This window comes from Paenibacillus sp. CFBP13512 (genome assembly GCF_005233705.1).
Classification (GTDB): domain Bacteria; phylum Bacillota; class Bacilli; order Paenibacillales; family Paenibacillaceae; genus Saccharibacillus; species Saccharibacillus nuruki.
In genome coordinates this window covers 383,220-404,646 of the sequence record NZ_QGAD01000003.1, presented here as the reverse complement: position 1 = coordinate 404,646, position 21,427 = coordinate 383,220, and the positions used below count along the sequence as shown (strand labels likewise).

General features: G+C 39.1%; 19 protein-coding genes. 2 read left to right on the top strand and 17 right to left on the bottom strand.

Annotation, left to right across the window (positions count from 1 at the left end):
* Positions 1 to 117 precede the first annotated feature (117 nt).
* Positions 118 to 1,242 (bottom strand): NADH:flavin oxidoreductase, encoded by a 1,125-nt coding sequence (locus PaeCFBP13512_RS06210; protein WP_069328618.1) that lies wholly within the window; start codon positions 1,240 to 1,242, stop codon positions 118 to 120.
* A 186-nt stretch (positions 1,243 to 1,428) separates the two neighbouring features.
* On the opposite strand from PaeCFBP13512_RS06210, the gene PaeCFBP13512_RS06205 reads away from it, so the two are divergent.
* Positions 1,429 to 2,022 carry a TetR family transcriptional regulator gene (locus tag PaeCFBP13512_RS06205; protein ID WP_161594224.1) on the top strand — a complete coding sequence of 198 codons (594 nt, stop codon included), beginning with the start codon at positions 1,429 to 1,431 and terminating at the stop codon, positions 2,020 to 2,022.
* A 35-nt stretch (positions 2,023 to 2,057) separates the two neighbouring features.
* Here PaeCFBP13512_RS06205 and PaeCFBP13512_RS06200 read toward each other — a convergent pair whose 3' ends face one another.
* The 7 genes from PaeCFBP13512_RS06200 to PaeCFBP13512_RS06175 all read right to left on the bottom strand — a co-directional run bounded on the left by PaeCFBP13512_RS06200 (position 2,058) and on the right by PaeCFBP13512_RS06175 (position 9,350).
* A complete protein-coding gene (locus PaeCFBP13512_RS06200) occupies positions 2,058 to 2,720 on the bottom strand; it encodes an SGNH/GDSL hydrolase family protein (protein ID WP_137221915.1) in 663 nt (220 codons plus the stop codon).
* Between the two features lie 108 nt (positions 2,721 to 2,828).
* Positions 2,829 to 2,978, bottom strand: coding sequence for a hypothetical protein (locus PaeCFBP13512_RS23175; RefSeq protein WP_161594223.1), 150 nt, complete (start codon positions 2,976 to 2,978; stop codon positions 2,829 to 2,831).
* 95 nt (positions 2,979 to 3,073) lie between these two features.
* Positions 3,074 to 4,300, bottom strand: coding sequence for an MFS transporter (locus PaeCFBP13512_RS06195; protein ID WP_137221913.1), 1,227 nt, complete (start codon positions 4,298 to 4,300; stop codon positions 3,074 to 3,076).
* A 148-nt stretch (positions 4,301 to 4,448) separates the two neighbouring features.
* The gene (locus PaeCFBP13512_RS06190; protein ID WP_069328622.1) at positions 4,449 to 5,459 is read right to left on the bottom strand and encodes an ROK family protein; all 1,011 of its coding nucleotides are present in this window, start codon (positions 5,457 to 5,459) and stop codon (positions 4,449 to 4,451) included.
* 201 nt (positions 5,460 to 5,660) lie between these two features.
* Entirely contained in the window at positions 5,661 to 6,293 is a 633-nt protein-coding gene (locus PaeCFBP13512_RS06185) for a LysE family translocator (RefSeq protein ID WP_137221911.1), read from the bottom strand.
* Positions 6,294 to 7,115 carry an AraC family ligand binding domain-containing protein gene (locus tag PaeCFBP13512_RS06180; protein WP_137221909.1) on the bottom strand — a complete coding sequence of 274 codons (822 nt, stop codon included), beginning with the start codon at positions 7,113 to 7,115 and terminating at the stop codon, positions 6,294 to 6,296.
* A gap of 228 nt (positions 7,116 to 7,343) precedes the next feature.
* Positions 7,344 to 9,350 carry a TerD family protein gene (locus PaeCFBP13512_RS06175; RefSeq protein ID WP_137221907.1) on the bottom strand — a complete coding sequence of 669 codons (2,007 nt, stop codon included), beginning with the start codon at positions 9,348 to 9,350 and terminating at the stop codon, positions 7,344 to 7,346.
* 191 nt (positions 9,351 to 9,541) lie between these two features.
* Here PaeCFBP13512_RS06175 and PaeCFBP13512_RS06170 point away from each other — a divergent pair, with 191 nt between their 5' ends.
* Positions 9,542 to 10,105, top strand: a complete 564-nt coding sequence (locus tag PaeCFBP13512_RS06170; RefSeq protein WP_137221906.1) for a GNAT family N-acetyltransferase — start codon at positions 9,542 to 9,544, stop codon at positions 10,103 to 10,105.
* A 28-nt stretch (positions 10,106 to 10,133) separates the two neighbouring features.
* Here the strand turns inward: PaeCFBP13512_RS06170 and PaeCFBP13512_RS06165 are convergent, their stop codons facing one another.
* The 9 genes from PaeCFBP13512_RS06165 to PaeCFBP13512_RS06125 all read right to left on the bottom strand — a co-directional run bounded on the left by PaeCFBP13512_RS06165 (position 10,134) and on the right by PaeCFBP13512_RS06125 (position 21,326).
* The gene (locus PaeCFBP13512_RS06165) at positions 10,134 to 10,637 is read right to left on the bottom strand and encodes a ferritin (protein WP_069328627.1); all 504 of its coding nucleotides are present in this window, start codon (positions 10,635 to 10,637) and stop codon (positions 10,134 to 10,136) included.
* A gap of 193 nt (positions 10,638 to 10,830) precedes the next feature.
* Positions 10,831 to 11,187: a DUF948 domain-containing protein gene (locus PaeCFBP13512_RS06160; protein WP_137221904.1), complete on the bottom strand. Its 357-nt coding sequence runs from the start codon at positions 11,185 to 11,187 to the stop codon at positions 10,831 to 10,833.
* A 62-nt stretch (positions 11,188 to 11,249) separates the two neighbouring features.
* Entirely contained in the window at positions 11,250 to 12,977 is a 1,728-nt protein-coding gene (gene poxB, locus PaeCFBP13512_RS06155; RefSeq protein ID WP_137221902.1) for a ubiquinone-dependent pyruvate dehydrogenase, read from the bottom strand.
* Positions 12,978 to 13,159: 182 nt separating this feature from the next.
* Positions 13,160 to 13,882, bottom strand: a complete 723-nt coding sequence (locus PaeCFBP13512_RS06150; protein WP_069328630.1) for a YebC/PmpR family DNA-binding transcriptional regulator — start codon at positions 13,880 to 13,882, stop codon at positions 13,160 to 13,162.
* A 255-nt stretch (positions 13,883 to 14,137) separates the two neighbouring features.
* Positions 14,138 to 14,479 carry a hypothetical protein gene (locus PaeCFBP13512_RS06145; protein WP_137221900.1) on the bottom strand — a complete coding sequence of 114 codons (342 nt, stop codon included), beginning with the start codon at positions 14,477 to 14,479 and terminating at the stop codon, positions 14,138 to 14,140.
* A 170-nt stretch (positions 14,480 to 14,649) separates the two neighbouring features.
* The gene (gene abc-f, locus PaeCFBP13512_RS06140; RefSeq protein ID WP_069328632.1) at positions 14,650 to 16,206 is read right to left on the bottom strand and encodes a ribosomal protection-like ABC-F family protein; all 1,557 of its coding nucleotides are present in this window, start codon (positions 16,204 to 16,206) and stop codon (positions 14,650 to 14,652) included.
* A 144-nt stretch (positions 16,207 to 16,350) separates the two neighbouring features.
* On the bottom strand, positions 16,351 to 18,078 hold the full coding sequence (cysI, locus tag PaeCFBP13512_RS06135) for an assimilatory sulfite reductase (NADPH) hemoprotein subunit (RefSeq protein WP_137221898.1): 1,728 nt from the start codon (positions 18,076 to 18,078) through the stop codon (positions 16,351 to 16,353).
* 63 nt (positions 18,079 to 18,141) lie between these two features.
* On the bottom strand, positions 18,142 to 19,983 hold the full coding sequence (locus PaeCFBP13512_RS06130) for an assimilatory sulfite reductase (NADPH) flavoprotein subunit (RefSeq protein WP_137222036.1): 1,842 nt from the start codon (positions 19,981 to 19,983) through the stop codon (positions 18,142 to 18,144).
* 164 nt (positions 19,984 to 20,147) lie between these two features.
* Positions 20,148 to 21,326 carry an alanyl-tRNA editing protein gene (locus PaeCFBP13512_RS06125; protein WP_137222034.1) on the bottom strand — a complete coding sequence of 393 codons (1,179 nt, stop codon included), beginning with the start codon at positions 21,324 to 21,326 and terminating at the stop codon, positions 20,148 to 20,150.
* Positions 21,327 to 21,427 lie beyond the last annotated feature (101 nt).

The window sequence follows — 21,427 nt, the reverse complement described above, 5'->3', positions numbered from 1 at the left end:
TACCTAATCTTCTTATCTAATCTATTATTCTATAGCAAAAGTTCTACAGCAAAAAGCGCTCTTCACTATACATGAAGAACGCTTTTTTTATGTTTGTATTGAATGTGTAGCTTTATTTCAGATCAATGTTGTTAACGATTCAGGTGTGAAATTATGCAATTCTTCCGTGCGATTTTCACGAATTTTGATCGCCCAATCGGGATCACTAATCAATGCACGTCCGACAGCGACAAGATCGAACTCATTGTCATCCAAACGATCTAACAACGCTTGGATATCTTTTTGCTCGGCTCCTTTCCCTTCGGTATATAACGTTGTGAAATCACTATCGAGTCCAATAGAGCCGACAGTAATCGTTGGCTTGCCTGTTAGCTTCTTCACCCATCCTGCTAGACTTAGATCTGATCCTTCGAAAGCAGGCTCCCAGAAGCGACGTGTGGAGCAGTCAAAGATATCGACACCAGCTTCTACTAACACATCTAGAAATTGACCCAGTTGTTCAGGGGTATCGAATAGTTTGGCTTGATAATCACTCATTTTCCACTGAGACAAACGAATCGCTATTGGATAGTCTGGCCCTACCTCAGCTCGTATCTTTTGAATAATTTCGACAGCGAATTGAGCACGCTTGATAAAGTCTCCACCATATCGGTCAGTACGTTGATTGGTTTTCTCCCAGAAAAATTGATCAATCAAATAACCATGTGCACCATGAACCTGTATACCGTCAAATCCAAGCTTCTGCGCTTGTACAGCCGCATCGACAAAGGCTTGAATCACCTCATCAATCTCTTGCTGAGTCATCGGTTCAGTTACCTGCTTACCATCCAAATCAAGCCCGGACGGAGCAAGCGATGGAGCTTCTGGATGCGGTAAAGAACCTGCTGGACGAGCAATACCCATATGCCCAAATTGCGGGAATATCTTGCCCCCTACTTCATGCACTTGACGTGCCACTTCAGCCCATCCACGTAAAGCTTCTTCTCCATAAAAGTTAGGGATATTAGGTTCACTGATCACTGCTGGATGATCTATATTGGTACTCTCTGTGATAATCAATCCGACTCCCTTTTCAGCCCGGCGACGGTAATAAGTCGCTACATCTTCTCCGGGTACTCCATTGATCGAGAACATACGACTCATTGGAGCCATCACGATTCGAGTAGGTAACGTTAATGTACCTAGTGTATATGGTTGAAATAAAGCTTCTGTTGAATGAGTTTGTTGTTGTTGATTATTCAAAATAGCACCTCCTGATTGGTATACATCGATCCTATCAAGCTTTGATATGCTCTACAACCAACAATGTTTCTGTTATTTTGCTTAAGCAACAGATCGATCATATTGTTGTTTATCTTCTTTATACTTGTTGCTACAAGAAGGTGCGTCTATAATAAATATAACTTAGACCGAAAGTGGTGTATAACGATGGCAAGTGTTCTTTCTCCTAATCCTAATGATCCGCGTGTGATTCGTACAAGACAGTTGATTTTGGATTCATTTCTAGAACAACTTCATAACATGGATTTTGAAACGATCACGATCAGCGATATTACCAAACATGCGACGATTAATCGGGCAACCTTTTATGCTCATTTTCCAGATAAATATGCGTTATTGGAAACGATGTTGTCTGATACTTTTTTACAATTTGTAATCAACAAAGTGGATAATCATATCAATTTAACCGAAGAAATGATCTATGAGTTAGTCATGGCACTGTGTGAATATCATGATTCGAGTATGACTTGTATCAAAAAATACAATTCTGTATCTGCCATTATGGAAGAAAACGTTAAAGTACAGTTAGAGAAATTTATACTCAAGTTAATCACTCAAGAACATACACATGCCGATGAGCATACATTAGCAACAGCAGCGACCATGATTAGCTGGGCAATATACGGAGCGGCTTATCGTTGGAAACAAAGTCATGAACAATCTCCATCTAATTTAGCTGAAAGTGTTGTTCTGATCGTTATGGGTGGACTGAATATATTACATGCAACAAAAAAAGGCTGATAGACCTATCAGCCTTTAGGTTATAACGTATTCTTTTATAATGTTTTCATAAATCCAACGATCCGATTGGCTAATCGCTCATGCCCTTTTTGATTAGGGTGCAGTCCGTCAGGTATACCGTTTTCTCCTGTAAAATACATATTTTTGTGAACTTCCAGTAGAGGCTGAATCCCTGCTGTATTCCATAGGTCACAACAAGGAAAAGAATAGAGCGAAGCGACTTCTCGTACAGCTTGAACGTAATCGCTATAGATTTTACCTGTTGTTCTGTTCGGTAAATGCTCAGGTACGCTATTGCTTGATCCATGAGGTGGAGTCAAAAAGACAATTAAGCGATCCGGATAATATTGAATAAGTCCCTCAGCAATATGTTTTAAAGCCCCATAAAAAGTATATGTATCATCGACAGAAGTATTTATATCTCCAAATTCATTTTCTGATGAGGAGAAATCATTTCGACCTCCCATAAAAAAGATGATATCTGCGTCTCTATTCATATTTTGATATCGTTCACACATCGGTTCCCATCCGCCGCTAGATACACTGCTTCCAGAAATTCCGTGATTTTCATAAGAATTCAAACCTAAGCTTTCGCTAACTAAAGCAGGATATGCTTGTTCTCCTTCTTTTAATTCATAACCAAAGGTAATACTATCTCCTAAAAAAACAGCTGTTTGATTCTGATATAATGCACACATATATGTAGCTCCTTTCTTATAAATACTATTACTAATATAGCAAAGGTATTTATAAGAAAGAAAGATTACCAAACACTTGAAAAAAGATTTCTATAATAAAGAGCTTTGTTATAAAGGAAATAAATAAGCAAATGGATCATCTGATTTAGAGTTCTTCTTGTCTAGATCTGGGACTTTGTCTGTTGCTGCATAACTAGCACCGAATAAAATGACAATACATAATAACATCCATAGAATTAATCCTGAAATGAGTAACATAATACTCCCTTCTTTCTATTCAGTCAGATATACAAACAATTTCCTACTTTAAGTAGATATAGTAGTCATTAGAAGTCTGAAAAAATAAGATGCTATTAATAGTGGTTTGATTGTCTTCTTTTGAGTGCTACATTTACAGATTCAGAGCTTAACAACATCCCTACTATAAAGATCAGCACGACAATAGGGAAAAGATGAATACTCCACTGTGAAGCTAAAACACCGAATAGCGGTGGTAAAAAGGTAGTTCCTGTATAAGCAACTGCCATCTGGTATCCAATCAGTTGAGCTGAATTCACTTTACCGAAGCGATGTGGCGTTTCATGGATTAATCCTGGATACACAGGTGCGAAGCCTATACCGATCAAAATCAACCCGATCATACTGGCGATATTAGGTAAAGGAAGTAACATAAGCACTACTCCACTCACTGCGATAATCTGACCTGCCAGAATCAAAATACGATTGTTGACTTTCATCGTAATAAAGCCGGTTATCAATCGACCTACGGTAATGCCGCCATAATACAAAGACACCCACAGAGCGGCGGTTTCAGCAGTCATTGATTTAGCACCTACAAGATAACTAGCACCCCATAAGCCGACAGTCGATTCTACTCCACAGTAGAATAGAAATGCGATCAATGTCATCTTTACGCCTTTGATACGGATCGGATGAACCTTTTTTGAATTCACCTCTGTAGAAGTATCATTTGTCGGTTCAGATGATGGATCAGATAGGTCGTTATGATCGATTTTGGATTGTTGAAGGTTCGCTACTTTTTTCCAAAGGGGTAAAGTAACCAGTAAGATAAGAACCAGTCCCCATTGAATCATAGATACCGTCGAATATCCTTCACGCCATGATCCATGTTTAGCGATAAAATAAGACATAATGATCGGTCCTGTCATTGCTCCGACTCCCCAGAAGCAGTGCAACCAGCTCATATGATGGGCTTTATAATGATTGGCTACATAATGGTTAAGTGCAGCATCTACTGCGCCTGCACCAAGCCCTAATGGAATAGCTAATAAAGCTAACCATAATAACGAAGGAGCAAATGAAAATCCTAGCAAAGCACTAGCCGTTAACGCACAGCTAAATAATGTAAGCTGCCCGGTTCCCCATTTTTTGATAATCGTTCCACTTGCTAGACTGGATACAATCGTACCTGCTGCAATAATCATAGATAATAAGCCAGCAGATTCAAGTGAAGCTCCAATTTGTGGATGCATGACCGGCCATGCTGAACCAAGCAATGCATCCGGAATCCCTAAACTGATAAATGCAAGATAAATAACAATAAGAAACCAAGTAGCCATCCGACAATACCCCTCCAACATGATAATATCTAATTAAATAAACCAACTTAATAAAGAATATTTATTAAGTATGCAATAGACTGTATTAACTGTCAATACGATCTTACTTTATTTATAAAAAAATACTCTCATTGCGTAATGAGAGTATTTAAATATTCGGAATATGCGATAGAAAGGGTTCTAATGCTTTGAGTGTTAACCATTTCATTCCAATTTCAAAGTCATCATGGAATGAATCTAGGAAAATAAGTTCAGGATAAGAAGGCATAGCACGCTTCACTTGATAGGCTTCCCAATACGGAGCCCACTCTTCTTCTTGAATATAACTTTGATACATAATGATCTGTTGTGGTGCTAGAATAGCATTCGTCGTCTGAACTAAATGACACAGCGTTTCTATAAAAGTATCTTTGCTAAGATCGCTTTCCCAATCAATATTGATCGGCAAAAACTTAATCTCTCCTGCCATCCCATGTTTTCCTTTAATCAATTGCCCATTCAGATGGATTCCCATACCCGGACAATACTTCTCTGGAAAATACATCCCTACAATACATTGTTCTTGTGGTGAGTCCTGCTGTACATAATATCCAGTAATTGCAGCATTAATATCATTTTCCAACACAACTGGAATACCAAAATGAGATTGAATATCTTCACTCATACGCACACCTTGTAGATTAGGGTGGCTACTTACAATAATCTGTCCGTCGATTGCTTGTCCCGGGATACCGACTCCTATCACTTTGATGGCAGGATAACGAGCAAGATAATAATCGATCATTTCGTAAAAGCTTTCATGTTCAAAGATCGGCATATGATACTCTTTTTTTTCTAAAATATCTTCTCGTAAATTGATAACACTTGCCGAAGTGGTATCTTTGCCTTGCTTTACATTCATATAGATGACCAGAGCCATACTGAAATTATAATTATAACGATAGGTCAAAGCCGGTCGACCACCATTAGAAGGAATCATTTTGTCTTCAGCAATCTCGCCCTGTTCCACTAATTCTTTGATCAATGAGTTAATGGTAACAACACTTAATTGAGTCAATTCAGCGATCTGTGGCTTAGTACCGACTTCGATATCTTTCATCACACGGCGCACATTGCTTAGATTAATTTCTTTGATTAAATGAGTACTTATCTTTTTCATAATAACCTTTCCTAATACATAATAAATAGGGTTTATTTAGTATGTGGGAAATGCTATCGACTTGTCAAGACAAGGCATACTATAGAAAACAAACAAAGGTTTTGAACGACCCATTCGTCTTGCTATCCTTATTATAATGGGAGTCAAAGTTATACATAATCGCTCATATAAAACCTACACTTAAAATTACTACCTAAATAATTATAGAGCTGTTTTCACACCAAATCCGATTAGCGCAAGTCCGGTTAACTTTTGGAAAACAAGCTGTACTTTAGGCTTTTGCAATACGTGTTGAAGATGTTGAAGTAATCCGACTAATACGATAAACCAGATTACAGCAATCAACGTTAGAATCAATCCTAGATACAGTAATTGCTGATGCACATGCCCTTCTGTATCAATAAATTGAGGAATAAAAGTAACATATACGAGCACTGTTTTGGGATTTAGAATATTACTGATCATACCTTGTAACAATGATTCTTTGTAATGCTTGGTAGGCTGATGCATCATCACAGATGAATCGTTAGGTTGTAAAGATTGAATTTGCAAATGACTTCGAGTCAATAATACTCTAATCCCGATATACAATAAGTATGCTGCTCCTACATATCGAATCAGATTGAAAACAAAAACAGATTGCGAGATCGCTACAGAAAGACCTAATACCGCAATACATGTCCAGAACAACAATCCTGTTGCAATACCGATTACAGTATAATAAGCCCCTTTGGCTCCATAGGCAAAATAATTCCGCATAATCAATACCGTATCTGTACCCGGTAACATCGACATCAACACAGCCATTAATATGTACGTCAACAGATGTTCCATTTAAGAACTCAACCGTTCTTGTCGAAAGACATTGAGATACTGCTTGGGTGTTAGACCGACCATTTTTTTGAAAAACTTGCTAAAATGGCTTTGATCACTGAATCCTGTCTGTATAGCAACTTCGATCAAAGGTGTGCCTTGCTCTAGCAGTTCTTTCGCTTTGTTAATACGTATCGTCTCCAAGTAATTGTAAGGAGTAATCTTTTTCTCATCTTGAAAAGCACGAATCAATTGATATTTGTTATAGCCTATCAGATCACTTAATTCAGCCAGCGTCACGGTCTGCGAATAATGTTGCTCCAGGTAATGACAGACGGTCTGGATATCTGGGTGTTGATGAGATACTGCATGTGCATGTTGCACAGACATATCTGTATATTGCTCAATCAAAGATTGTAGTAATTGCTGGAATAGTGCTTCTTTGGCAAGCTGATCTTCTGCGCTCACAATAGATGAATGTAACTGCTTTAACGTCTGAGTTAATGGATGATCTACAAGTACATTGTAAGCAAAATAAGGAAGTTCTCCTTGGTTAAACTCTCGCATCACATCAATACTAACGTTGATACAGCGGTAATCCAGAGTAAGATGATCGATCTGTTCACAGCTATGAATATCATATGGATTAAATAACAGTAAATCACCCGGATTAATAATGTATTCTTTCCCTTTACAGATCAATTGCCTTTGACCTGCTTCAATAAATCCGATCACATAATACTCATGAAAATGAGGAGAAAATTTCTGCATAATACCTTGAAATTGATAAGCTTCTATCTGAAGCTGAGTATCCAAATGTAATGTTCTGAGTTCATTTGCCATCTTGTTATCCTCCTAACCTGCTGGGTTCTGATTCTATTTTAATCAATATTATGGTTAAAAGTCTTGTACGATATTGCAGAATCATAGAATGATATAGATCGTATTATCATTAGAGTGATAACTTATGTACCTTGTATCGTTGAAAAAAAAGTAAAAAAGCCGCTACGTAGAGCGACTTTCTATCTTATGTTGAACATGAGTCTATTGATAAACATACAGCACTAACAGTTAGCCTGTAGTTAGACCATACATTTTGCAAGCTTCTTCTAATCCACCGACAAAATACGTTTCCGAAGTGGTAAATGCCCATTCCCCATCGATTTTGCGGAATTGACCTAATACGAGTGTATCACATACTGTACTCGGCATATATTCAAACGTATGATACAAGTTCAGTTCATTATCAATCGTCAATTCCACTTTTTGCTTATACGCATCGAGTGAACCTACAATCACAATTTTCTCGCAATACGCAGGCAAAATGGATAGATCGATATACATCATTTTTTCCCATGCATTATCGTTGATCAATCGTATACATCCACTCGGGTGATCAGTCTGATTGTAGAAAATTAAATCTTCATCACTTTGACATTGATCCGATCCATCGACGAGAAAAGCAGAAATATCGATATCAATCTCGTCTTCTACATCTTTTTTAGATAATTTGAGCTTGAGTTCACTTTCATCAGAGACTCCGATACGTGAGCGCAAGCGATCTTCCACTTTGGCTAACTGCATTTTATCCCATATTTCTACATCTAGTTGTTCTGCTAATTGTAGCGCAGAACGGCTAAAATAATTTGTTGCTACAACCATATATTTGTCGCAATTGTACATTCTTGCGCCTGCATATACTTCTTGTACAGCTTTGATCGGAACCACATTGCTAAAGCATTTTAACTGCACCGCTTTGCGTACTCCGCCTTTGATCGCAATCAGATCCACACCATAATCAGGAGCATAAGGATCACTGGTAGGGACTTCGACTTCATAGCCTAATTTGGTAAACAAATCCTGCATATGATACTCAAACGTTTTACCATTTAGAGCGATATCTTCTAACACTTCTGGCGTGAAATTATACGTATCCGTCAGATCAGGAATCCCATAATTGGCACCGATTTTTTCCATGCCAGCATTATAACCGTTCCCGATAGCATTAAAGCGCCATTCTTGCTTGTAGTAATATAATGCACCCAATTCCAGCGCTGTATTAGAAGCACATGTCTCCATATCAATATGAAAACGAATCAATTCACGATTATCGTAAGTGAGCACACGAATATATAATTGTTCAGGTGTACCATCAGGCATAACCAGTGAAAATAGAATCTTATCTTGCCCTGCTTGCTCTACTGCCGATAGATTCACTGTATATTGCTCCATATCTTCTGTTGGTAATTCTCGTCCATCGACATGGGTCATCCCGATCGTGGATTTATTACCGAAAAAAGCGATATTTTCAGCATCAGCTAATTGATTATTGGCAAGCAACATCGCCGCGCTTAGACATTCCCCTTCGACTGTTTTCCAACCGATCCCTACTTTGAGATTGGTTTGTTCTACTTTGGATTTGGAGCCTTTGATCACATGTTGTGAATCTGCTATGTTTTCGATCTGACTGATGCGTACTCGTCCATGCATCGGTAAATCTGTTTTGTTCACATACTGCGCAAATTTATTCAACAATTTACGATATAATACCGAAGTGGCTAGACTAGAAATCTTAGGGATATGCGTTAGCATAATATTTTTAGGTGGTTTTCCAGCACACCGTAAAGGTGATCCTTTAATCGATACAAAATTCCAGAACATATGCGGTGCATTCATCGATTGAATGACTCGTGTATACGGTGTAACTTCTTCATCTGTAAACCAGATAATATGTGTTAATTCACTGGTATGAAATAGTTCTGCGAATAAATCTATTTTTTCTCCACGTAATGGATCTTTACCGTAAATATGTGTTTTCATATAATGAGAAGCGGTCACTTCTGCAAAATGAGGTAACTTGTAAAAAGATCCTTCGGTCTGGGCGATCACTTCAATATCACCGAACATCGATAACGGTGACAGCTTGGTCAAGACGGATTGCATATTATTACGCTTCATATACCGCTGTAGACTATCGGCTGTATTGATAATAAATATGTACCTCATTTTGGAACCATCTACATCTTGACGGGTTAAATAGGACTGATACGATGCTCTATAGTTAGTGGCAGAACTCATACAAAAACTCCTTTAAGAAAAATATAGAAAAAAAGATAGAAACCATACTAATGTGACTTAATAATCATTTATATTATTTCTAACTTTACCTCTTTTTACCTAAGAAGGAAATGAAATATTTTACGTTGGTTAGAATATAGGATGTTTGGTCTAATAGAATAAGGAAAGCGATATTGTGGAGGGAGAACGGTATGACATCATTACAATGGGTTACAACTACAACATGGGATGAATCATTATGGCAAAAGATTCAACCGATTTATAAAGAAGCATTTCCACATGGAGCGAAGCCCAAAAGGATATTGCGTACCATGCTGGAGCAAAATCATACGTTTATTCATGCTTTAATGGATCAAGATCAGGTGATAGCAATGGCGATCACAGGTCTGGTCGGTTCTTCTGCTGAATATATATTAATTATTGATTATATGGCTGTGCATCACGATTGGCGTGATCAAGGAATTGGGATGTCTTTTTTGGAACAGATCAAGCAATGGGCGATTCAGGAGTATTCTTTGGCGGCTATTGTGATCGAAGTGGAAGCTGAAGATACTCCGCTGAATCAAAGCCGATTATTATTTTGGGAAAAGTGCGGCTTTATTGCGACCTCTTATGTACATCAATATATCTGGGTTCCCGAACCTTATCGTGCAATGGTATTACCTGTACAAGCTGACTTTGTTGTCGATGATCAAGGAGAATCTCTATTTCGTCATATTATTTCTTTCCATGAAAAAGCCTACCGTAAAAGGTAGGCTTTTTGGATTTTATTTTTTTATTTTATTATAGTGCAGGAGCAGTGAACGAACGTCCAGCAAATTCGGTATCCATCATATAGAAAGCATTACTGTCTTGTTCAATACGACGTAACTTTTGGATTAGATTATCGAACAAAGCCTCTTCTTCTACTTGCTCATCGATAAACCATTTCAAGAAATAGATGGTTGCATGTTCACGCTCATTAAGCGCTAAATCTGCCAGATGATAAAACTTCTCTGTATTTCGTTTCTCATGTGCATAGCCATGTTCAAATACATCAAGCATCGATGTGTATTCGTTGGTTGGTTCAGGCATCGCTGTAAGTGTAGCACGGTATCCACGATCATTTAGAAATTTGTAGATTTTCATCGCATGGAAACGTTCTTCTTCTGCTTGAACAATAAAGAAGTTAGCAAATCCATCCAGACTTTCTCCTGAACAGTAAGCAGCCATTGCCATGTACGTATGCGCCGAATAAAATTCAAAGTTCATTTGTTCGTTTAAAGAATGTATTAATTCATTTGCCATGATTCAGACACCTCGACCTCTATGTAATATAGATTGATTATAACACAGAATTGTCGAACTTATTTTGAATATCTAGTGACTCTCAATTGTGACCAAGTCTTGTATGATCTTGTATGTTAATGATTGAACTACAAAAAAACAGGATCATATGCACAAAAGTATGCAGATGATCCTGTTGATTTGTTTATGATGATTAATAACGAGATGAGGATTGAAGTGAAGGTTGATGTTCACCTGTGCTTTCAGAATAAGTAGACGTAGATGTCGTCAACGTTGATTCTTCTTTCATCGAAAATAGTGCTTTCACTTCATGCAGACATAACATGAATGAGTTACCGATTTCTTTGGTATTATCTCCTGCTCCTTTAATCGTCGCCATTGCTACTTTCAAGTCAGCAGACTTTTGTTGCGCTTCACCTTTAATACGATCTACATTTTTCTTTACACCATCTACATCTTTTTTGACATCATCCAAAGTCAATTTGATTTGGTCTGCGGTAGCTTTACATTTGTCGATACTTTTTTTGATATCTTTAATCGGGTTACCCATAAGAGTACCTCCTTGTGTTTTTCTTTGTTTTCTCATACTATCTATTACCCAAAAGAAATGATTTAACGTAAAAGATTACTTTTTGCCAAATCAATGATCTCATCACCACGTCCATTAAGGATCGCTTTCATACTCCATACTGTAAATCCTTCTGCTTGTTTGAGTGTGATTTTCGGTGGCATAGATAGTTCTTGACGGTTAATGACCACATCAAGTAGTACAGGGCCATCATGAGCAAGCATACGCTCAATTGCAGAAGGAAGGTCAGCAGGATCTTCAACTCGAATCCCCATAATGCCTAACGCATTTGCTACAGCCGAAAAGTCAGGGTTCACAAGCGAAGTCCCTGTTTCAAGGAAGCCTGCTGCTTTCATTTCCAGTTCGACAAAGCCAAGTGCGCCGTTATTGAACACAACCGTTTTGATAGGTAATTGATGTTGTTTTAACGTCAATAGATCGCCCATTAACATCGATAACCCACCATCACCGGATAAAGAGATCACCTGACGCTCTGGAGCGGTCGCTTGCGCGCCAATCGCTTGTGGAAGTGCATTTGCCATCGTCCCATGATTAAATGAGCCCAAAAGACGACGTTGACCGTTCATTTGTAGATAACGAGCCGCCCATACCGTTGGCGTTCCGACGTCTGCTGTAAAGATCGCATCAGCAGTCGCTGCATCACTTAACAGTTTCATGAGGTATTGCGGATGAATTGGAGTATGCCCTGGTTTGCCAACAGCTAATTCATCTAGTCCTTCGCGTACTTTGGTATAACGATCTACACATTTCTGCAAATGATTCGAATCATGTTCTGTTGTAAGTAAAGGTAATAATTGTTCTATCGTATGTTTGACATCTCCGCAGAGTCCGTAATTCACATTTGTCCGTCTTCCGATATGAGAAGGATCAATATCCACTTGCAAAATAATGGCTTTCTCAGGATAAAATTGACGATACGGGAAATCAGTACCTAACATTAAGAGTACATCACAATCCATCATCGTATGATAACCTGAAGAATAACCGATCAATCCTGATAAACCTGCAAAATAAGGATTGTTATATTCTAAATGTTCTTTCCCTCTAAGCGCAGTCACCATTGGAGATTGCAATCGTTCTGCTAATTGCATCACTTCAGCATGAGCACCTTTACATCCTGCACCACATAATAGACTGATTTTTTTGCCTTCGTTTAAGTAGGTAGCTAGCTTTTGCAATTCATCTGTAGAAGGGTGAACGACTGGACGAGTCACATGACCGGGAATTTCAGATACAGGATGTTTTCCTGCTTCTAGTGCAGCAATATCTCCGGGTAAAATAATAACGGATACCGTAGATTGTGCTATAGCCGTCTGGATTGCCATGTTGATCGTACGTGGCATTTGCTTCTCCGTCATAATCGTTTCACAAAAAGCACTACATTCTTGAAAAATTTGTTCTGGATGTGTCGCTTGGAAATAACTACTCCCAATCTCATCACTTGGAATATGAGCAGCAATGGCTAGCACAGGTACACGATTGCGATAACAATCATACAATCCATTAATTAAATGCAGATTACCCGGGCCACTACTTCCTGCACAGACAGCAATACTACCTTCTAATTCCGCTTCTGCTCCTGCGGCAAAAGCAGCCACTTCTTCATGACGAACATGAATCCACTGGATTTGACCGGATCGACGTACAGAATCCATAATAGCGTTCAAAGAATCGCCTACGATTCCATAAATGCGTTTAACACCTGCATTGATTAATGATTCTACAACTGAATCTGCAATATTTTTTTTCATGTACAGTCACCTTCTCATTTCCTATAGTCTATTCTTTATTTAATCTTTCGACATAATTCATTCTTTACCCGCAGAGTCACCTTTCTCAAACAATATGTAATTATATACAAAAGCCCTTTACCGAATAAACAGGCAAAGGGCTTAAAGTAATCTATCATATATCCTACTACATACGTAGAATCTTAGTCTTCGAACTCTACATTGTGATAAACCTGTTGTACATCTTCCAAGTCTTCAAGCGCATCAATTAATTTTTCAAATTGTGCATACGCTGCTTCATCCGGAAGAGTAAGGTAATTTTGTGGCAACATCGTTAATTCAGCAACGGTAAATTCAGTAACACCAGCTTCTTTGAACGCTTCTTGTACAGCATGGAATTGATCCGGTTCAGCATAGACAATAACCGCTTCATCTTCTTCAAGAATATCGCGAGCATCAACATCTGCTTCCATCAAAATTTCCAAGACTTCATCTGCTGTTTTGCCTGTGATTCCGATTACTGCTGTAGAATCGAACATGTAAGCAACAGAACCAGCCACGCCCATATTACCGCCGTTTTTGTTAAAAGCAGAACGAACTTCTGGTGCAGTACGGTTTACGTTATTGGTTAAAGCGTCCACAATAATCATAGAACCATTTGGACCAAAGCCTTCATAACGAAGTTCAGCATACTGCTCATCTCCGCTACCTTTTGCTTTTTCAAGTGCACGATCGATAATCGCTTTAGGTACGTTATATGTTTTTGCGCGTTCAACAACGACTTTCAATGCACGGTTAGTTTCCGGATCGGGATCGCCTTTCTTCGCAGCTACATAAATTTCAACTCCAAATTTGGCATAGACACGACTTGTGTTAGCGTCTTTTGAAGCTTTCTTCTCTTTAATATTATTCCATTTACGGCCCATAGTTATCCCGCTCTCTTTCTAATATTAAATCTATATAATCAGTCAGTGTCTAATTATACTCGTAAAAAGATGCGTGAACAAGTTCATTCCTGCTGTTTCTGTTCATTTTGGTTCACAATAAGGTGCATATCTAGTCATCTTTCCCAAATAACAGCACTTTCAGCAGGTGTTCATTTGCCTTTAGGACGGAATGTTTCGTCAGGATAACCTTGTATCTATGTACTTCTCCATTCAATCCTATTGACCATTATTCATTTATTCATTGGTCTTGAACTTACGGATATTTACAATAATATTATAGATCGTGCCGACAATATATACAGCAAGCAGTACATAAGCAATCATATTAGCTGTAGTGGATTTGACATAGATTAATAGATAAAGAGCAACAAACAGAAATTCAGTATTGATAAAAACAAACAGCAGTTTTTTCGCAATTTCTTCAGGTGTAAAGGCAAGAACACCATGGCTAGGTTCCACGACTGCTCCACTTTGCTTACGTTTGTTACTCAGACTCATCCAACGTAGACCTGTCATGATAATCCCTAGAGCAATTAAACCAATCACGATCAATAAAGCAATCTCCAGATTGTTCATTTGATTCTCCTTTGAAATGAATAAAAAGTAGTCGATCTCTCTTATTAATGTAAGATTAGACTTCGTTTTACATTATACAATAACTTTTATATCAATATATACATTTAAAAATAAACAATAAAAAAGAGTGCCTGTAAGCACTCTTTCTACTGTAAGCTCTATTTATTAAATTAAAATACTTTTGTTGTCCAATCTTCACAATTCCAAGTCTCTGTCACGATATCACGATAGAATTCAGGTTCGTGAGAGATCATCAAAATACTGCCCTTGTACGCTTGAAGCGCACGTTTAAGCTCGTCTTTGGCATCGACATCCAAATGGTTCGTCGGCTCATCCAGTACAAGAATATTCGTTTCACGATTGATCAATTTACATAGACGAACTTTAGCTTTTTCGCCACCGCTCAGTACAGCAATTTTACTTTCGATATGCTTGGTCGTTAGTCCACATTTGGCTAGTGCAGCACGAACTTCGAACTGGGAATACGAAGGGAACTCTTTCCAAATCTCTTCAATACAAGAATTGTAATTGTCACCTTTCATTTCTTGCTCAAAATAACCAATTTGCTGATGTTCTCCACGTTGTACGGTACCCGAAATCGCTTGAATTTCGCCTAGAATACTACGTAGCAATGTCGTTTTACCGATACCGTTGGCACCGACTAAAGCGATTTTTTGACCACGTTCCATTTTGAGATCAAGCGGTCTGGACAATGGCTCATCATAACCAATAATCAAATCGTTCGTTTCGAAAATCAATTTGCCTGCGGTACGACCGACTTTGAAATTGAACTGCGGCTTCGGACGTTCTTGTGCAAGTTCGATCACATCCATTTTATCCAGCTTCTTCTGACGGGACATCGCCATATTACGAGTCGCTACACTTGCTTTGTTACGTGCTACAAAGTCTTTTAACTGTGAAATCTCTTGTTGTTGACGCTTGAAAGCAGATTCGAGCTGTTGTTTTTTCATATCATAGACTTCTTGGAAGTAATCATAATCGCCTACATAACGGCTTAATTCCTGATTTTCCATATGGTAAATAATATTGATCACACTATTTAAGAAAGGAATATCATGAGAGATCAGAATAAAAGCATTCTCATAATCAAGCAAATAGCGCTTCAACCATTCAATATGCACTTCATCCAGATAGTTGGTCGGCTCATCCAGCAAAAGAATATCTGGTTTTTCAAGCAGTAATTTGGCAAGTAAGACTTTGGTACGTTGACCACCACTGAGATCGTTCACATCTTTATCAAGACCGATATCTGTTAATCCTAGACCACGCGCTGTTTCATCGACTTTGGCATCGATCAAGTAGAAATCTTGAGCAGTTAGTGTATCTTGAATCGTACCCACTTGTTCTAGCAATTCTTCTAGTTCTTCAGGAGTCACATCTCCCATTTTGCCGTACATATCATTCATCTCTTGCTCCATATCAAGCAAGTATTGGAAAGCTCCTTTTAATACATCACGAATACTCATGCCTTTATCCAGAATAGCATGTTGATCCAAATAACCTACACGTACACGCTTCGACCATTCTACTTTACCTTCGTCCGGCTGTAATTTGCCTGTAACGATATTCATAAAAGTAGACTTACCTTCACCATTCGCTCCGATTAAGCCGATATGCTCGCCTTTTAGCAGACGAAATGATACATCTTTAAAAATAGCACGATCACCAAATCCGTGACTTAACTTCTCTACATTCAATATACTCATGGTTGATATAACACCTTTTCTGTTAGACTTTTTTCCTCGTTTTATTATAGGGGGAAATCGTTAACAACTCAATAAAAATCCTTTACAGTATCTTGTGCACTGCAAAGGATTTTTGATGATATCTATTCAATTATATAATAATGATTAAGCATGGAACTGCATACCGTCTAATACTTCTTCTACATAACCTGCACGAATTACAAAATCACCGAAATGCTCGCCAGCGATCCGTTCTTTGGCATATTGGTTCACCATCGGACGTAGTGAGTTCAAAATCTCTTCTTCACCAATGTTTTCTTTGTATAGCTTGTTCAGACGATGCCCTGTAAAGCTACCGCCTAGATACATATTGTATTTACCAGGAGCTTTACCGATAAATGAAATCTCTGCGAGTGCTGGGCGTGCGCATCCATTAGGACAACCTGTCATACGAATCACGATATCTTCATCACGTAGACCGGCTTCTTCTAAGATCGGTTCAATCTTATCAATCAATTCAGGTAAATAACGCTCTGCTTCTGCCATCGCCATTCCACATGTTGGTAACGATACACAAGCCATCGAATTACGACGAAGAGCAGAATAATGAGCACCTGCGGTTAATTGATGACGCTCAATCAGTTCTTCAATCTTTTTCTTTTTGCGATTGCTTACATTACCGATAATTAGATTTTGGTTAGCTGTGAGGCGGAAGTCACCATCATGAATTTTGGCAATTTCACGTAAGCCTGTCATCAACTGATAATCACCATCATCCATAATCCGTCCATTTTGAATAAATAACGTCAGGTGGGATCTGCCATTACTGCCTTTCACCCAACCGTAACGATCTCCATTATGGTCAAAATGGAATGGACGTGCACTCTGCAACTGCCAACCTAGACGTTCATGTAATTCGTCTACAAACCACTGTAGACCACGATCATCAATCGTATATTTAAAGCGAGCATGCTTACGTACCGCACGATCACCATAGTCACGCTGTATCGTCACTGTTTTCTCAGCTACATCAATCATTTGCTCTGGTGTGCAGAATCCAATCACTTTAGACACTTGCGGATATGTTTTGTCATCTCCGTGTGTCATGCCCATACCGCCACCAACGGAAACGTTAAAGCCGAGCAATACATCATTTTCGACCACAGCGATAAAGCCTAAATCTTGTGAAAATACATCTACATCATTAGAAGGTGGAACCGCAATCCCAATCTTGAACTTACGTGGCAAATAGACTGCGCCATAGATCGGTTCTGGTTCTACATCATTGCTGTCGATAATCTTCTCTTCATCCAACCAGATCTCGTGATACGCTCTTGTCTTCGGATCTAAATGTTCACTGACTTTACAAGCCCAATCGTACACTTGAGCATGTACATCTGATTGATAGGGATTCGGGTTACACATCACATTACGGTTCACGTCTCCACAAGCCGCAAGTGTACTCAGTAGCGATTCATTGACTTCACGAATCGTATTTTTCAAATTCCATTTCAATACACCATGCAACTGAAACGATTGACGAGTCGTTAAGCGAATTGTATCATTGCCGTATTTATGAGAAATACTATCCATCATCAGCCATTGTTCCGGTGTGACCACACCACCAGAAGCACGCACACGTAGCATAAATTGATAAGCAGGTTCTAACTTTTGCTTATTACGTTCGGTACGTAGATCACGATCATCCTGCATGTAGCTACCATGATGCTTCATTAGACGGTTATCATCTTCTGGAATCGAACCGGTAATCGGATCTTTCAATGTTTCCTCTAAGCTACCTCGTAAATAATTACTATTGCGTTTGATATCCTCAACATCGCTATGCGCTCGATCATGTGGAGGATACGGTTTTTCTTTTTCTAGATTCCCCATCTAACTGTCTCCTCTCGATATCTACAGAATGAATCACGTTCAACCGTTTGGAACCTTGAACGTTTAATACACATCCCGTTGATAACGTTTTTCCTGTTGCATCCGTGTTAAATATTCAGTCGCTTCTTCAGGGCTTAATTGACCTTCTTGAGCGATAATTTGTTCAAGTGTTAAATGTACATCGTTCGCCATCTGTTTCTCATCACCACATACATAGATAGCCGCACCTTCTTGAAGCCACTCGAATAACTCTTTACTCCGTTCTAACATGCGGTGCTGTACATAGACTTTGTCAGCTGTATCACGTGAAAAAGCAACATCCATACGAGTTAACGCACCATCTTTAAGCCAGCGTTGCCATTCGGTCTGATACAAGAAATCAGTAGCGAAATGCTGATCTCCATAGAATAACCATGACTTACCAGAAGCTCCTGTTTCTTCACGTTCTCCAACAAATGCTCTAAAAGGCGCTACTCCTGTACCCGGGCCGATCATAATAATCGGTGTCTCTGGATTCTCAGGTAGGCGGAAATTATCATTATGCTGAATATAGACAGGTAATGTATCACCCGCTTCTAGACGCTCTGCCAAATGAACCGAGCATACGCCATAACGTTCACGACCTCGTGCTTCATAACGAACCGCACGAACCGTTACATGAACTTCTTCTGGGAAAGCTTGCGGACTACTTGCAATCGAATACAAACGTGCAGGAATTTTACGTAATACTGAAGTGAATTCTTGGGCAGACACGCCTGCAAAAGAATGATCTTGTATCAGATCCAGCAGATCAATGCCGCTGATATAAGCACGAAGGTCTTGTTCACGACCCGGTGCGACTAATGCTTTTAGTTCATCACTTGAAGATAATTCTGCTAATTGCTGAACAATCGGCTTGGTAACTGTTGTAATCTCATAATGATGAAGCAACGCTTCGTGTAGAGAAGCTTGATCGCCATGTTTGCTAATCGTAACGATATCATCACTATTCCAGCTCATTGCAGAGATGATATCATTAACTAATTGCGGATGATTCTGTGGATAGACACCCAGACTATCGCCCGGTTGGTATTCCAGATGTGAACCTTCTAATGAAAGTTCAATATGGCGAGTCTCCCGACTGGAACCACGTCCGTTCAGGTTAAGGTTCTCCAATACTTCAGCTTGAAAAGGATTCGTCCGTGTATATTCTGATTCAACTGTACTGGATACCGCGGGTTGATCTGTCATAGCAGGGCTAGCTGAAGCAGGTGCCGATTGCGTCAAAGCAGCCATTACATCATTCATCCATGCTGTTGCCGGTTCTTCGAAATCCACATCACAATCAACGCGAGGTACAAGGCGTTCTGCACCCAACTCTGCTAAGCGCTTGTCGAAATCTTTTCCAGTCTGGCAAAAGAATTCATATGAAGTATCACCTAATCCCAACACTGCAAAGCGTGCATGTTCTAATTGAGGCGCTCGTTTACTATGCACAAATTCGAAAAAAGGAATCGCATTATCCGGCGGATCTCCTTCTCCTTGAGTACTCACCACGATCAGCAGATTTTCTACTTTTTTCAATTGATTAGGCTTGAAGTCGCCCATCGATGAAAGTGTAATCTGAAAACCTTGCTCTTCTAATTTTTTAGACATCTTTTTCGCTAAGCCGTTACTATTACCGGTCTGTGATCCAAAAAGGATCGTTACGTCTTTGGAAAAGGATACCGTTTCTGTTGTTGTAGGGCTTGTCTCTACTGGCGTAGCAACAGCGCTTGCTGTTGTCGGACCTGCCGCCGTTTCAGGCAATGCCGCAATATATCCACTAAGCCAAATACGTTGTGTGGTATTTAGCGTAGGCAGAAGACGATTTAGCAGATCGACCTGCTCTTGATTAAAAGGACTATTCATCACTTGAAGTTCCAACAATATCCACCCCATCTGTAGCATCCTGCGATACTAATTCCTAGTATTGTGATCAGAATTAATTTACTTCTTTGAACTTATCATAGTGCGATGTAGCGGTCAATTGACTTCCAATCAGAATGCCTTATAGTACTTATCAGTTCTGCTGATAAACGACACCCTATTTAATGCATAATGCCGAGTTGTTGTTCTGCAAAAGTATAAAAGGCGATGAGATCAGCTTCAGATGTAAATGTAGCTTGAGCAGACAGATCACTTCCTCCACCTTTTCCATTAAACGTCGACAGATGCTCTTTAAAGAAAGCTCCACATTTTAACTGAGGATGACCGTTCTGAGCTAGAAATACTTTGTATTCACTTGAGGTTGCCAAAAGTACAGTCAATGGTTGCTCAGCCATCAAGTTTGCCGCTATACGTTGCAAATCAGGTAATGTTTTGTGTTCAAACATATGAGTTAATTGTTGATTTTGAATCTGAGACGATAATTGCTTGGCTTCATGGATATCGTTAGCTTTACGCAATTGTTCTAATTCTGTTTTGAGTTGTTGTTGATCTTCTTCCCACTTGCCAAAGCGTTCTAGAATGTCTTTGCGACCAGTATTGAATTTGACAGCAAGCGTATTCAAAATATCCAGACTATCGTTATAATCTTGAAGAGCACGAGCACCGCATTTGAAATATAGACGGATACTCCCTTTTTGTTTTTCAGCTTTGAACAATTTGATGATGCCGATCTGCCCGGTTTGCGCTACATGTGTGCCTCCACAAGCATTATATTCAACACCTTCTATCTCCACGATTCGAATATGTTCAGTCACTTTAGGCATTTTGACGATAGGTAATTGAGCCAATTGTTCTGCATTAACAAAGTAACTGGTTACTGCCAGATTATTATAAATACGTTGATTAACCGCTTGCTCTAATGTAGTCATTTCTGCATCACTAAACGATGAACGGTCAATATCTATCGTGACCATATCTTGTCCCAAATGAAAACTAAGTGTCAGGGCATCGAATAATTGCAGTGCTGTCGCTGATAATAAATGCTGACCGGTATGATGTTGCATATGATCGAATCGACGTTCCCAGTTCAATTGACAGTCTACTTCATCCTCGATTGGTAATCGCTCTACTTGATGCCAGATAACCTCTTCTTCTTTTACTACATCCAGTACAGCAATATCATTAATAACTCCTGTATCACAAGGCTGTCCTCCGCCGTGCGGGTAAAAAGCAGTCTCTGCCAAACGAACAAAGTACTGCTGATCTTGTTCCTTGCGTTCGACAATCGTGGTTGTCCATTCTCGCAAAAATGAATCATTATAATATAAAATAGCTGACATAATCATTTCCTTTCTTCATATACACGTTCTGATTTATACTTCATTATCATATCTTGCCGATAGGGAGTCGTCTAGTGAACGTCATATCTATACCGTCTCAT

What these genes read in the sequence shown, in the direction of transcription:
- poxB (WP_137221902.1), bottom strand. Translation starts at nt 12,977, where the DNA reads ATGAAAAAAAATATTGCAGATTCAGTTGTAGAATCATTAATCAATGCA.
- PaeCFBP13512_RS06150 (WP_069328630.1), bottom strand. Translation starts at nt 13,882, where the DNA reads ATGGGCCGTAAATGGAATAATATTAAAGAGAAGAAAGCTTCAAAAGAC.
- PaeCFBP13512_RS06205 (WP_161594224.1), top strand. Translation starts at nt 1,429, where the DNA reads ATGGCAAGTGTTCTTTCTCCTAATCCTAATGATCCGCGTGTGATTCGT.
- PaeCFBP13512_RS06175 (WP_137221907.1), bottom strand. Translation starts at nt 9,350, where the DNA reads ATGAGTTCTGCCACTAACTATAGAGCATCGTATCAGTCCTATTTAACC.
- PaeCFBP13512_RS06190 (WP_069328622.1), bottom strand. Translation starts at nt 5,459, where the DNA reads ATGAAAAAGATAAGTACTCATTTAATCAAAGAAATTAATCTAAGCAAT.
- PaeCFBP13512_RS06125 (WP_137222034.1), bottom strand. Translation starts at nt 21,326, where the DNA reads ATGTCAGCTATTTTATATTATAATGATTCATTTTTGCGAGAATGGACA.
- PaeCFBP13512_RS06195 (WP_137221913.1), bottom strand. Translation starts at nt 4,300, where the DNA reads ATGGCTACTTGGTTTCTTATTGTTATTTATCTTGCATTTATCAGTTTA.
- PaeCFBP13512_RS06165 (WP_069328627.1), bottom strand. Translation starts at nt 10,637, where the DNA reads ATGGCAAATGAATTAATACATTCTTTAAACGAACAAATGAACTTTGAA.
- PaeCFBP13512_RS23175 (WP_161594223.1), bottom strand. Translation starts at nt 2,978, where the DNA reads ATGTTACTCATTTCAGGATTAATTCTATGGATGTTATTATGTATTGTC.
- PaeCFBP13512_RS06185 (WP_137221911.1), bottom strand. Translation starts at nt 6,293, where the DNA reads ATGGAACATCTGTTGACGTACATATTAATGGCTGTGTTGATGTCGATG.
- cysI (WP_137221898.1), bottom strand. Translation starts at nt 18,078, where the DNA reads ATGGGGAATCTAGAAAAAGAAAAACCGTATCCTCCACATGATCGAGCG.
- PaeCFBP13512_RS06160 (WP_137221904.1), bottom strand. Translation starts at nt 11,187, where the DNA reads ATGGGTAACCCGATTAAAGATATCAAAAAAAGTATCGACAAATGTAAA.
- abc-f (WP_069328632.1), bottom strand. Translation starts at nt 16,206, where the DNA reads ATGAGTATATTGAATGTAGAGAAGTTAAGTCACGGATTTGGTGATCGT.
- PaeCFBP13512_RS06200 (WP_137221915.1), bottom strand. Translation starts at nt 2,720, where the DNA reads ATGTGTGCATTATATCAGAATCAAACAGCTGTTTTTTTAGGAGATAGT.
- PaeCFBP13512_RS06180 (WP_137221909.1), bottom strand. Translation starts at nt 7,115, where the DNA reads ATGGCAAATGAACTCAGAACATTACATTTGGATACTCAGCTTCAGATA.
- PaeCFBP13512_RS06170 (WP_137221906.1), top strand. Translation starts at nt 9,542, where the DNA reads ATGACATCATTACAATGGGTTACAACTACAACATGGGATGAATCATTA.
- PaeCFBP13512_RS06145 (WP_137221900.1), bottom strand. Translation starts at nt 14,479, where the DNA reads ATGAACAATCTGGAGATTGCTTTATTGATCGTGATTGGTTTAATTGCT.